The following is a 13,227-nucleotide window of genomic DNA, read 5'->3' on the forward strand; positions in this document are numbered from 1 at the left end:
GCGAATGAGTTTCTTCTATAATAAAGAGCATAGGAAACAGAGCCGGAACCAGACGGGGACGGAAGCAGAAGGAGGGAAACGTTTATGGCGGAAAAAGGCGAAGTGGTGCTGGAAGTCAAGGACATGAGTAAAAATTTCGGTGCGACGATAGCCCTGAACCATGTGGACATTCAGCTGAAAACAGGAGAGATCCGGGGGCTGATTGGGGAAAATGGAAGCGGTAAATCCACGGTTTCATCAATTATCGCAGGCATGCAGCCGGCGACCGACGGAGAGATGTTTTATAAAGGCAAGCCTTGGAAACCGAAAACCATGCTGGAAGCGTCAGATCATGGAATCGGTATGATCGTTCAGGAGGCAGGCACCATAGAATCCATTACAGTGGCGGAAAACATTTTTCTTGGCAATGCGAAGAAATTTATGAAAGGGCCCTTTGTGGATAAACGGGCAATGGTAAAAGAAGCTCAGAAAGCGCTGGAAGATGTGGGGATTACCTGGATTAATGCCGCGCTGCCCACCAGGCTTCTGGATATGCAGGAGAGGAAGCTGGTGGAGGTGGCCAAGGTTATGTGTCTGAACCCTGAGATCCTGATTGTGGATGAAACGACTACTGCTTTGTCGCAAAAGGGCCGGGAGCTGCTTTACCGGATCATGCACAAAATGGCGGATGAAGGGAAATCCGTGATCATCATCTCTCATGATATGGAAGAGATGACCAGCGAATGCGACGTCCTGACGATTTTGAGAGACGGGGTGATCATTGATAATCTGAACAAGGAGGATTTCGAGGACAATAAGATCAAACGGCTGATGGTTGGACGGGAGATCAAGGGAAATTACTATAGAATTGATAACGATCCTTATGAGGAAGAGGTGGTTTTAAAGGCAGACTGCATCACGACGCTGGAAGAATTGCTGTGCTTTAACCTGGAACTTCATAAAGGGGAGATTCTGGGTATCGGAGGGCTGTCCGACTGCGGAATGCATACCGTGGGGCGGGCTCTGTACGGTCTTGAGGAAGTGATTGACGGAGAAGTGGTTCTGCCTGCTAGAAATGCGGTGATTCATGACAGCATTGAAGCATTTAAAAGCGGGATGGGATATGTGTCCAAGAACCGTGATACGGAATCTTTGGAACTGATGGCTCCGGTAAAAGAGAATATCCAGTCCACCGGATATTGGAAAAACCTGCTGGTAAAGCCGTTTATCGACTTTAAGAAAGAAAAACGGTACGTGCAGGAACAGATCGACAACCTCTCCATCAAATGTACGGATATGCACCAGCCGGTGCGCTTCCTTTCAGGCGGCAATAAACAAAAGGTTGTATTCGGCAAATGGATTGCCGGAGATGCGGAGATCCTGATCCTGGACTGCCCCACCAGAGGGGTGGACGTGGGCGTGAAAGCGGCCATGTACCAGTTGATGTATGAAATGAAGAAAAACGGCAAATCCATCATCATGATCAGCGAAGAACTGCCGGAGCTGATGGGTATGAGCGACAGGCTGATCATCATGAAGGACGGCAGGATCAGCGGAGAATTTATGCGGCAGGACGGCTTTAACGAGCATGAGCTGATCAACTATATGATATAGAAAACGGAGGGGAATATGTTAGAAAAATTGAAATCTTTAAAAAACAGCCGTCATTTCCTGGATGCGTTTCCATTTATCATTCTGATCCTTTTGCTGATCATATTTGGAATCGGAACAGGGGGAAGATTTTTTGCGAAGGCCAATATGACGGGGATTTTCAACCAGGCGCTGATAACCGGAACGGCTACCATCGGAATCGCATTTATCTATACCACAGGCAATCTGGATATCTCCATTGGCGCGGTTATCGCGCTGGGAGCTACCATTGGGGCCAAGCTGTACCTGGCCAGTGAAAATATCGTGGTTATGATCGCAGTGACCATGCTGGTCTGCTTTCTGCTCATGGCATGGAACTCCACCCTGTCGGTCAGCCTTCATATCAAGACGACTACGGCGGCGATTGTAATGACGCAGATCTATAAGGCAATTCAGGAATCTTTAGTGGGAGCTGTGGATATAACGGTACCATTTAAAACCTGCTCCTTTTTGGAGAAAGGACCGTTTCGAATTACCACGTTAATCATTTATCTGCTGATTGCGATTGTGATCTATAACTTTACGCCGTTTGGACGGGCCATCCGCTTTATCGGCGGCAATGAAAACTGTGCGGCACAGAGCGGAATACGGAAAAATACATACATTCGTCTCAGCTTTTTAATCGCCGGAATCGGCGTAGGGCTGTCGTCCGTATATACTATCATCCGTGTCGGCACCATTAATACCACTACGGCGGGCAGCATGGGAATGGATGTTATGCTGGCGACGGTGCTGGGCGGCATGTCCATATTCGGAGGAAACAGGTCCAAGTGTTATGCAGGCGTGCTTGGAGCAATTACCGTGGTGGTTCTGAATAAGGGGCTGCTGATGCTGGGCGTGGATAATTCCGTGGTACAGGGTATCCGAGGCGTGCTGTTTCTCATATTAGTTTATCTGAACAGTGAAAGACCGGATGTGCTTCCGACGAGAAAACAGTTTTAAAGAACGTATTTTATATAAATGGCAACTACACCTTTGAACAGTTAGAATAAAATGATGAAAGAATGAGAGGGTAAAAAAATGAAAAAAAGAGTATTGGCGTTGGTTTTAACGGCGGCGCTGGCCGCAGCTTCACTGACCGGATGTGGAAATAAGGCGGATGCCCCGGCTTCCGGCCAGGGAAATACCACTGCTGCAGAAGGCACGGCTAAGGCAGCAGGAGATGAATCAAAAGAAAGTTCTTCCCAGGCAGGCGGAGCGTATGACCACATGAAAGATCACGATACCATCAAAATCGGACTGGCATTTTCCGATATGTCCAATGAGAACCTGGAGAGAATCGACTATTTTAAGAATTATATCGCACCTCATTACAACGTGGAATTTATCATTTCCGAAGCCCTGGATTCGGCGGAAGCAGAGCTGAATTTCATTGAAAATGCGGCGATTTCAGGCGCTGCCGGCATTCTGAGCTTTTCTCCTACCAACTTTGAACAGGCAGGCAACAAGTGTGAAGAGCTGGGATTATATTACTGTGTACAGAGAACGGCGGATACGTCAGGAATTGACGAATTGGAATATTACTGCGGCGGATTCGGAACAAATCAGTCTTCCAACGCGGAGCAGATGGGAGTTGCAGCTAAAAAATTCCTTTCTGACGGAGAAGAACACGGAATCCTGATTCCAACGCTTCTGGCCTGCAAAAACAATGTGGCCCACCGCCTGTATTCTACAGCCATTATGGAAGCGATTCAGGAATCCTATGGACTGACATTTACAAAACCGATCGAAGAACTGGTGGTTTCAGGCGAACCGACCACAGCTGAAAATGATAAGGGAATCGAAGTTTACCTGTATCCGGGCCAGATTAACAAAGAAGAAGTGATTACGGGAATCTCTGCTGCACTTTTAACAGGAAAGTATGATATCGTCATGGGCGCAGGTAATACTTATACCCAGCTTTCCCAGATTATCGACGAGGCAGAGCGTGCTCATAACAAAAACATCATGGTTTCCTCCGTTGGCGAATTATCCGATTCCTTACATACCGCAATGAATACAGATGACTGCACCGGACATAAAGCTCTTGATTTTGTGGTGGTTAAATCCACAACGATTGTTGCCGGCGAAGGATTCGCAGTGCTGATGAACGGAATTTTAGGCGACATGGATGTGTTGAAACCGGATGGAACCGCACAGAAATTCCAGGCGCTGAACTGGGGCTGCGACGGTCCGGAAGAACTGGCAGTGATCGAACAGATTGATCAGGACGAGTCAACCTATGTATTCAACTATGACATGATCGACAGCATGATTAAAAAGACCAACCCGGAACTGACCAATGAGAAGATGCATGAAACTTTACAGAGTCTTACGTTAGAAAAATGTCTTGAAAATATCGGATTCAGCAAATAGATTTGTCTGTGGTAGGAGGCGCCGTATGGATAAAAAAACGAAATATTTGAAAATAAAAAATGTTGTCTGTTCCCTGGGAGTGCCCCTTTTGGTCTATCTGGTTATGGAAGTGATCTGCCGGATAGCCACAGGTGCGGGAGTGATCAATAACATGGCGGATTTAAAGAATCTGGCCCGCACATTCGCCTCCCTGTTTTGTATCGCTCTGGCTCTCAGCTGTAACCTTCCTGCCGGACGAATGGACTTTTCGTTGGGATCTCAGATGATTCTGGCGGTTATTTTTGGAGGAAATATAGCGATAAATCTTGGAATGGGAGGCGTGGGAGTGCTGCTTTTCAGCATCTTATTCGGGATTGTTGCCGGTTTTATCGTGGGCGTGGTATTCGTTCAGACCAGAATCCTTCCTATGGTTTTAGGTATGGGAATGGCATTAATCTACGAATGCATCTCATTTTCCGCTTTTGATTCCAAGGGACTTCAGATGTTCGGCGTTGCCGGACTTGGAATCCTCTCCAATGTTGGATTTATCGTTTTAACCGTAGCGGGAGTGACTGTGGTTATCGGATATCTGTTCCTTTTATCGCCTTTTGGTTATGACAGAAAGGCGATTCAGGGAAACCAGAGAATTTCCATGAATTCAGGAATCAATATATTTAAAAATTGTATTTGGTGCTATACCTTAGCGGGCGGCCTGGTGGCCGTAGCCGGAGTGTTTGATACGGTATTTAAAGGAAGTCTGCAGCCGGTTCTGGGAATGGCTTCCCGGTCTACGGTTATGGGCAACATGTTTGCAGTTATGCTGGGAATGACGCTGGCCAGATTCAGCAATCCGGTGCTTGGAACTATGATGTCGGTTATGTCCATTAAAATCCTTACGCTGGGCCTTTCCAAGCTGGCGTTGGACAGTAGCATCCAAACGATTATCGTTTATTTCCTGTTTTTGGCATTGATGATTTACCGTATGAATGAACCTGCGATTAAGAAAATCTCCAAGAAAAAGGCCAGAATCGCTGAGGCCAAGCAGATGAGGAGACAGATGGCCCAGGCATAGGGCAGGAGAAACAGGCATGAAGCCGGGAAAAGAAAAGGAGAACGTTATGATGAATCAGCCGGATATTCTCATTTTTATGAGCGACCAGCACAGCCCTGTCTTCTCGGGATGGGGCAGGGTAAAGGTGGATACGCCCAATCTGGACAGGATGAGGGAGGCGGGCACAAGCCTGGAGGAATGCTATACTTCCTGCCCTCTCTGCGTTCCTGCCAGAATGTCCATGCTGGCTGCAAAAATGCCGGATAAAACGGGAGTTTATACAAATTCCGACACCTTATCCGATATGACGCCCACGTTTCTGCATCCCTTTGTGGAAGCGGGATATGAGACGGTTCTGATCGGCAGGATGCATTTTATCGGACATGACCAGAGACACGGGTTTACCAAACGGCTGGCCGGGGACATTACCCCGGTCAGCTTCACAAGGCCGACGGAGAAACTGAAGCAGGAAAGAGGCGTTTTCTGCCAGACCTTCGGAGAACCGTGGTGCCTGGATGTGATAGGAGGAGGGGAATCGCCGGTTCAGCATTATGATCAGATGGTGGTGGATACGGCGGTCCGTTATCTGGAAGAGCCTCATGAAAAACCGCAGCTGATAGTGGTGGGAACGTATGCGCCCCATTTCCCATATGTGGCTCCGAAAGAGCTTTACCAAAAATACAAAGAGCGTGTGGAACTTCCTGTCAGCTTCACGGAGAGTTTTCTTATGAATCCTTTGCTGGAAGCCAGAAAACGCCGGACGGACGGCGGGACGGCCAAAGAGGCCATGGCCGCATACTGCGGGATGATCGAACAGATGGACAGTCAGATCGGCATGGTGAAGGACGCATTTTTTAATTATGTAAAGAAACGGCAGGGAGACTATGTATTCGGCTATCTGTCCGACCACGGCGACCAGGTGGGAGCTCATAAGATGTTCGGAAAACAGACATTTTTTGAAAAATCTGCGAAAATCCCCATGATAATGGAAGGAAGCGGCATTCTGGCCGGGCAGAAGATCGGGACGCCAACCAGCATTTTGGATTTAGGTCCCACGCTCTGCGGCCTGGCCGGTATCCGGTTTGACGTGGACGCGGATGGCCGTGATCTGGCCGGAGTCCTGACCGGAAGTGAAGAAGGGGATCAAAACCGCATCGTATACAGTCAGTTTATGGAACAGGATGAAAATAAACTGCCCCATTACGGAGCTATGGCCCGTTTCGGTAAGTTTAAATATATCTCCTATCACGGTTATGAGAATTTTGACATGATGTTCGATCTGAAAGAAGATCCTGAGGAACTCCATAATGTAAGATGCCGTTACCCTGAGGAGGCAGGACGGCTGAAGGCGGCCATCGATAAAATGGCTGATCCGGGGAAGGAAGAAAAGGCGGTTAAGGAGCGGATTCTTATGACGAGATGGATGATGGCTATGGAACGGGCCGGAGAAGCCGACGATCTGGAACGATGGAAAGAGAATCCGGAATCTGCCAGAGGAATCCCAAAGATCAGATAAGAGAGGAAGAGATAAAATGGAGCAGAAGAATTTGTTGTTTTTGGTTGCTGATGATTTAAACTATAACTCGGTAGGCGCATTTGGATGTCCGGTGGATGATATTACCCCCAATCTGGACAGACTGGCGTCGAAAGGGATGTGTATGGAGCGGGCTCACGTGACTGCGGCTATCTGTATGCCGTCCAGGGAATGCCTGCTGACAGGAAGATATCCTCATAATAACGGCGCTCCCGGATTTGATCCCATCTCGCCGGATGTGAAAACATTGGGGGAGGTGCTGCGGGAAAACGGGTATCTGAACGGAATCTGCGGTAAGGAAAAGCACTGCGCGCCTGCCGAAAAGTTTGCATGGGATTATATGGGAGATGTTTTTAACGCGGAACATCTGTATGGACGCGCGCCCTATATCTATTATAAGAAGGCAAAAGAATTTTTTGACATGGCTAAGGAACAGGGAAAGCCGTTTTTCTATATGGCCAATTCCCATGATCCCCACCGCCCCTTTGCAGGCAGTGAGCAGGAGCTTAAAAAGTACGGTTTCCAGACCTATGCTTCCAGGTATTATAAGCCTGAGGAAGTGGCGGTGCCGGGATTTCTGCCGGATATTGAAAAGGTGAGACAGGAAGCGGCGGAGTATTTTACCAGCGTCCACCGGTGTGACGAGACGATGGGAATGGTGTGGAAAGCGCTTCAGGAATCGGGTATGGAAGAGAATACGGTGATCGTATTTTTAAGCGATAACGGGATGGCATTTCCGTTTGCAAAAACAAATTGCTATTTAAACAGCAACCGGACGCCGATGATTGTATACGCGCCGGGAGAAACTGAGGCGGGCAGCAGAGACGGGAAACATTTTGTGTCCGGCATTGATTTCATGCCGACCATGCTGGATTTATTGGAAATTGAAACATCGGAACCGATGGATGGAAGATCCTACAGAGGGATTCTTCAGGGAAAAGAGGAAGACGGGTGGACGGATGTGTATACACAGATCACCTCCACGGCCCGCCATGACTATTATCCCATGAGAGGGATTCAGGATGAAAACTACGGATATATGTTCAACGACTGGTCGGACGGCGAAACTCTTTTTTGGAATGAATCCAAGACTGGAAGGACTTATCAGGCGATGAAGGAGGCTGCGGCCCATGACGAAGAGATCGCCAAACGGGTGCAGCTGTATGATTATCGGGTTGTGGAGGAACTTTACGATCTGAAACACGATCCGGATGCGCTGGTTAATCTGATTGACGACCCTGAGTATGAAGGTGTGAAACAGGCATACAGAGAACGGATGAAACAATATATGGAACGTACAGATGATCCGATACTGGAGAAGTATCTGGAAGCTATCAAAAAAACGACTGTGTAATCGGAAAAACGACTGATTCGTGGTTTGAAGGAGAAAGGAATTGCGGATTCCTTTCTCTTTTTCTATAATTAAAGTAGTTAAAAAATACCATTTAAAATGACAGGGTTACGATTCACAGATCCGGTGGCCACTGCCGTGCGTTCCGTTGTTTGCAGTGTGCAGAAGCTTTCCGGTGACTTTGCAGGGCATTAGCAATTCTTAACGCGCAGAATTTTTTGTTCAAGGGAAATGTCCACCTGTTTGAGCGTTAGCGAGTTTGGGCATTTCCCTTGGCTTTTAGAAAAATCCTGCACGTTTAGAAGCGCTTATGCCCGAAACCGGAACTGGAAAGCTTCTGCACACTGCTAACACCGGAACACACGGCAGTGGCCGCCGGATCTGTGAATCGTAACATAAAGAAGGTGAGGGGAAAATGAAGAAGAAACGGGAGCTTTCACTGAAACAGGTGATTCTGGGTACATTTCTTGGAATCTTAGTGCCGCTTTCCCTTTTTCTGATTGTATACAGTACCTATATTGCAGGCAGCATCAAAGATACCGTCTATGAATCGGAGAGGACTACTCTGGCAGTTTTAAAAAGTAATCTGGAAAATACCATGGGATCGGCGGAACGCTTTATGTCCAATATCGTGACCAGGAACAGCGATTTTCAACAGCTGACCAATGAACTACCGCATAACGACGTATATCTTCATTCCTACGAGGTCCAGCAGGAGATGAAAAACATGCTGGTCTCCAATCCCAACCTTTTCAGCCTTGTGCTGTACAGCCCGGTCAATGACTGGTATGCCAACGAATCCAATGTGATTTATGAGATTACGTCAGAGGAACGGATCGGCATCCAGAAGATTCTGGAGCCAAAGGTAAGGTCTTATCCGGATGCGGAAGGGAAACTGAAAGAATATTGGTTTTGTCAAAAGATCGGAAAGTATCATTATCTGGTCCGGGTGATGAACTACCGTGATGTGTACTGCGCCGCATTCATCGATCTGGAACGGATCAGTAGCCTGATGAACCGGGAATACCATATGGAGGGCGCCATGGCGCTTTTGGAGAACAATGAGCTGTTCTATGCGGACCCTGTGCTGGAGCCAGGGCAGATAAAGATACCGGAGGGTGATGTGCGTTATGAAATCTCAGGAGGCAGCAGCAAATACATGGTTTTGCGGGAGGAAATCCAGAACTTAGGCCTTGTGTACGCGGTTCCCTACCGGGGGATGTTAAGCAATATGAACTTGTTTCAGATCAGCATGTTTGTCTGCGCTGTTTTGGTGCTTCTTGCAGTTCCGGCGGTCAGCTTTTATCTGAGACGTGTGGTGATCCTGCCTTTAAATTCCCTGACTGAGACGATGGAAGCCATACAGAGCGGGGATTTATCGGCCCATGTGGAAAACCGGTATGCGGTCAGGGAGCTGCAGCAGGTAAACAGGACATTTAATAATATGATGGGGGAGATCAGGACCCTGAAGATAGAGGCATATGAGAAGGAATTGGAAAGGAAGCAGGCCGCATTTCAATTTTTACAGGCCCAGATCCGGCCGCATTTTTATCTGAACTGCTTGAAGAACCTTTATGGAATGGCTCAGTCCGGCCGCTTTCAGGAGATCCAGCAGACCATCCTGCTGTTGTCCAACCATCTCAGATATACGTTCAGCACCATGGAAGATACCATCAGTTTGGAAACGGAGATCGGGCAGTGCAAAAATTATTTGGATCTGTTTTCCATAAACCAGCAGGAAACGGCCATCCTGCGCACCAATTATGACGTGCGCCTGACCGGGCTTCCCATACCGCCCATCAGCATTCTCACTTTTGTGGAAAACAGCGTAAAATATGGGCTGATGCCGGGAAAAAGGCTGGAGATCAAGATCGGAGCCGGACGGGTGAAAATGGAGGATCAGGAGCTGGTTCATATTACGGTGTCGGATAACGGGCCGGGATTTCCGGATAAAGTTCTCGGAAAGCTGAATCGCGGGGAGGAGATCGTGGATGATAAATGCAAGCATCATATCGGGATCTATAATGTATTGGAGCGTTTCCGTATGATTTACGGCGAAGAATTTATGTTTGCATGTTCGAACCGCAATGGGGCGATCATAGAACTATTTTTTCCGCTGAGAGAAGAAGAGGGGATGAAACGATGAATCTGTTAGTTGTGGATGACCAGTACCGGGTTGTTGAGGGGATTATAAATGGTGTCAACTGGAAGGGGCTGAACATTGACCATGTGTTCAGCGCGCTGAATGTTTTTCAGGCTAAGGATATTCTGAAACAGAATCAGGTGGATATCGTGCTTTGCGATATTGAGATGCCTATGGAAAATGGTCTTGAGCTGATCGGCTGGATAAAACGGCAGAATCTGCCGGCCCAGTGCATTGTGCTGACCGCACATGCCGATTTCGGATATGCTCAGGACGCCGTAAAGCTGGGATGTTTTGACTATATCCTTCAGCCGGCATCCTATCACACGATAGAAGAGTGCATCCGCCGGGCAATTCAAAAAGTTTATGATTCGGAAAAGAAGGAAGAGCTGGAAAGCTTGGGAATCGCTTTTAAACAGCAGGAGAAAAATATCGTCCGCAATGCATTTTGCAATTATACAACGGGCGCTTATACGAAAAAACAGTTGGAATCCCTGCATCAGCTTGGCAAAATTCCGTCTCTGGATCAGGAGGTTTACCTGGTGATGGTTGAACTGCTCCGGTGGAATGATTCTGAAACATGGGATCAGAAGCTTTTATCGGATACCATGGAAAATATCGCAGGAGAAGTATTTGAAACCTATGGGCAGAAGGTGGCAGCCGTGCCGGTTCTCTATCCGCGGTTTGCCATGTTTATATGGGGAGAGAAGCTGTTAGATATGGAAACCATGTTTTGCCAGCTCCAATTTATCAACAGCGTCTGCCAGCAGTTTATGAAATGTGAAGCCGCCGTCTACATTAAAAATCCGGTAAAACTGGAACAGGTGAGAGAGCAGTGGGATCATCTGGAACTTTTGAGAGAAGATAATGTGGCCATGACCAGCGGTGTTTACGTTGTGAAAAGGGAAAAACAGGAATTTGTATACCGTCTGCCGGAGATACGGCGCTGGTCTGAACTTTTGAAGGACGGTTATGCAAAGGCCGTGGAGGAGGAATCCTGTCATTTCCTGGACAATCTTGCGGCTTCCGGGATGATAAACAGGAAGGTTCTGCGGGAATTCTATCAGGATTTTCTGCAGGTGGCTTACCATGCGGCAGAGGCGGGAGACGGGTTTTTAAGAGAACTGTTTTCCACGCAGGAGGAATTTCAGATCTATATGGACGGAATGCGAAGCGTAGATCAGATGAAGCGGCTGATCCGCTATATTGTAAGCCGTTTTGACAATGGGGATCACAATGATAAACCGGAAAATCTTGTGGAAAAGACGGTAAATTATATTCTGGATCATTTAGAAGAGGACATCCGCCGGGACGATCTGGCAGATCACGTACATCTGCACCCGGATTACCTGACACGGATCTTTAAAAAAGAGACGGGGATGACGTTAAAGGAATTTGTGATCCAGACGAAAATGAAGGAAGCGCAGATGCTGCTTAGGACAACCAGGCTTCCGGTCAGCATCGTATCGGCGAAGGTGGGATACAATAATTTTTCACATTTTTCCTATACTTATAAAAAAATCATGGGAGTTACGCCGCAGGAAGAACGACAGAAAGCGCAGAGGGAGGAGTATGAAGAGGGGTAGCAAATGGGTGATTTTGTTAGCGGCAGCCGCAGCTGCGCTGATCTGCGGCTGCGGCGGGATGAAAGCGTTGGGGGACGGAGGGAAGAAGGAAGAGATTCCTACAATCACAATCTGTACGGTCAACACCACATCGGAACAGTCCAATGAGCGGATTTCGAAATTGATAAGCAGGATTACAAGAGAAAAGCTGGGCTGTAATGTGGTGATTACAGGATGGAGTATGGACAAATATGAGCAGCAACTTTCTTATCAGTATTTATCCAGGCAGATGCCGGATATATTTGCGGCATTTGAACTTACCAATTTTGAGAGATGGATTGATAAAGGAGCCGTTCTCCCCATGGAGGAACTGATTCAGCCTTATAAAGAGGGATTGGATGAGTATGTGTTGGAGAAGGAATGGCTGGTAACCACTTTAAACGGACATTTATATGGAATTCCCTCCAGCATAACAGAAAATAAGTGCATGGGTTTCGTATTCAGGAGAGATATCTGTGAGGAACTGGGAATTGACTGGAGAGCCGTAAAGTCCATGGACGACCTGCACGAAATGCTGCTTGAAGTGAAAAAAGCATACCCGGATATGGATATGATTGTCCCACACAGCGGCAAAATTATTCCCAATGTGGGACAGGACCGTTTAAATAATAATCTGGGCGTTCTGCTTGAACGCGGGCAGAAGGAATTGAAGACGGAAAATCTGTATGCGTCCGATTATTTTGAGGGTCTGTGTAAACGGATGAGACAGTGGAATGAGGAAGGGCTTTTTATGAAAAGGGCTTTTGCAGGCACGGAAAACCGTCAGAATTATATTGCCACAGGCCAGGGATTCGGAAGCTTTTTAAATCTTTCGGAAGTTTCTCTTTATAATATAGGACGCTATGTAAATTACGATATAGCCGCCGTCCAGCTTGCGCCAAGGGTGATGGATTCGGACAGCTGCAATATGGTATGGTGCATCGGAAGAGACAGCAAAGAACCGGAGCTTGCCATGGATGTCCTGAATTTAATGTTTATGGATTATGAAATATCGAAGATTCTCACATATGGAGAGGAGGGCGTTGATTACAGTCAGGTCAACAGCCGGTTTGTTACCGCATGCAGCCAGAAGAGCGAAGAGGGGGCTGAACTGTGGCGGACAACGGAGTGGGCGTGGCCGGTCAGTGTGCCCATTGAGCGGTGGATGGTCAATGGAGAAGATCTGGTGCAATATATTGAGTTTTGGGATGAGCCGGTGATTGAATCTTCTGCTATGGGATTTCTGTTCGATGCGTCCGAAGTGAGGACGGAAGTGGACGCCTGCCAGGCTGTGATCAACAAATATGAAAATCCGCTGTTATGCGGGGAGTTGGACCCGGAAACGGCCATTCCAATGTTTCTGGAAGAGTTGGATAGGGCCGGTATCCAGCAGGTGATACAGGAAAAACAGCGCCAGCTGGATTTATTTAAAGAAAAACAACGCAATAATTAAGGTTACGATTCACGGCCCCGGGGACCTCTGCCATCCGCTCCGGCTCCGACAGTCTATATGGCCTTTCCTGTTCCGGTTTCGGGCATAAGCGCTTCTAAACGTGCAGAATTGCTAATGCCCTGCAAAGT

General features: G+C 47.6%; 9 protein-coding genes. All 9 read left to right on the plus strand.

The annotated features are described in order from the left end of the window. Positions 1-84 precede the first annotated feature (84 nt). The 9 genes from C0033_RS13860 (at position 85) to C0033_RS13900 (ending at position 13,099) form a co-directional block, all read left to right on the plus strand. A complete protein-coding gene (locus C0033_RS13860) occupies positions 85-1,593 on the plus strand; it encodes a sugar ABC transporter ATP-binding protein (protein ID WP_103228473.1) in 1,509 nt (502 codons plus the stop codon). Positions 1,594-1,608: 15 nt separating this feature from the next. Then, positions 1,609-2,571 carry an ABC transporter permease gene (locus C0033_RS13865; protein WP_103228474.1) on the plus strand — a complete coding sequence of 321 codons (963 nt, stop codon included), beginning with the start codon at positions 1,609-1,611 and terminating at the stop codon, positions 2,569-2,571. Between the two features lie 78 nt (positions 2,572-2,649). Further along, positions 2,650-3,984 carry a hypothetical protein gene (locus C0033_RS13870; protein ID WP_103228475.1) on the plus strand — a complete coding sequence of 445 codons (1,335 nt, stop codon included), beginning with the start codon at positions 2,650-2,652 and terminating at the stop codon, positions 3,982-3,984. A gap of 25 nt (positions 3,985-4,009) precedes the next feature. Continuing rightward, positions 4,010-5,035: an ABC transporter permease gene (locus tag C0033_RS13875; RefSeq protein WP_103228476.1), complete on the plus strand. Its 1,026-nt coding sequence runs from the start codon at positions 4,010-4,012 to the stop codon at positions 5,033-5,035. Positions 5,036-5,051: 16 nt separating this feature from the next. After that, on the plus strand, positions 5,052-6,530 hold the full coding sequence (locus C0033_RS13880) for a sulfatase-like hydrolase/transferase (protein WP_103228477.1): 1,479 nt from the start codon (positions 5,052-5,054) through the stop codon (positions 6,528-6,530). A 16-nt stretch (positions 6,531-6,546) separates the two neighbouring features. Then, positions 6,547-7,902, plus strand: coding sequence for a sulfatase (locus C0033_RS13885; protein WP_103228478.1), 1,356 nt, complete (start codon positions 6,547-6,549; stop codon positions 7,900-7,902). A gap of 412 nt (positions 7,903-8,314) precedes the next feature. Continuing rightward, positions 8,315-10,045 (plus strand): histidine kinase, encoded by a 1,731-nt coding sequence (locus tag C0033_RS13890; protein WP_103228479.1) that lies wholly within the window; start codon positions 8,315-8,317, stop codon positions 10,043-10,045. Further along, positions 10,042-11,628: a response regulator gene (locus tag C0033_RS13895; RefSeq protein ID WP_180994736.1), complete on the plus strand. Its 1,587-nt coding sequence runs from the start codon at positions 10,042-10,044 to the stop codon at positions 11,626-11,628. Before C0033_RS13890 ends, C0033_RS13895 begins: the two co-directional genes overlap by 4 nt. Further along, positions 11,615-13,099: an ABC transporter substrate-binding protein gene (locus tag C0033_RS13900; protein WP_103228481.1), complete on the plus strand. Its 1,485-nt coding sequence runs from the start codon at positions 11,615-11,617 to the stop codon at positions 13,097-13,099. The genes C0033_RS13895 and C0033_RS13900 overlap by 14 nt, the downstream gene beginning before the upstream one ends. Positions 13,100-13,227 lie beyond the last annotated feature (128 nt).

This window comes from Clostridium sp. chh4-2, assembly GCF_002899675.1.
In the GTDB taxonomy this organism is placed as follows: Bacteria; Bacillota; Clostridia; order Lachnospirales; family Lachnospiraceae; genus CHH4-2.

Excerpts from the sequence above, each read along its gene's own strand:
- C0033_RS13860 (WP_103228473.1), top strand. The coding sequence starts at position 85 with ATGGCGGAAAAAGGCGAAGTGGTGCTGGAAGTCAAGGACATGAGTAAA.
- C0033_RS13865 (WP_103228474.1), top strand. The coding sequence starts at position 1,609 with ATGTTAGAAAAATTGAAATCTTTAAAAAACAGCCGTCATTTCCTGGAT.
- C0033_RS13870 (WP_103228475.1), top strand. The coding sequence starts at position 2,650 with ATGAAAAAAAGAGTATTGGCGTTGGTTTTAACGGCGGCGCTGGCCGCA.
- C0033_RS13875 (WP_103228476.1), top strand. The coding sequence starts at position 4,010 with ATGGATAAAAAAACGAAATATTTGAAAATAAAAAATGTTGTCTGTTCC.
- C0033_RS13880 (WP_103228477.1), top strand. The coding sequence starts at position 5,052 with ATGAAGCCGGGAAAAGAAAAGGAGAACGTTATGATGAATCAGCCGGAT.
- C0033_RS13885 (WP_103228478.1), top strand. The coding sequence starts at position 6,547 with ATGGAGCAGAAGAATTTGTTGTTTTTGGTTGCTGATGATTTAAACTAT.
- C0033_RS13890 (WP_103228479.1), top strand. The coding sequence starts at position 8,315 with ATGAAGAAGAAACGGGAGCTTTCACTGAAACAGGTGATTCTGGGTACA.
- C0033_RS13895 (WP_180994736.1), top strand. The coding sequence starts at position 10,042 with ATGAATCTGTTAGTTGTGGATGACCAGTACCGGGTTGTTGAGGGGATT.
- C0033_RS13900 (WP_103228481.1), top strand. The coding sequence starts at position 11,615 with ATGAAGAGGGGTAGCAAATGGGTGATTTTGTTAGCGGCAGCCGCAGCT.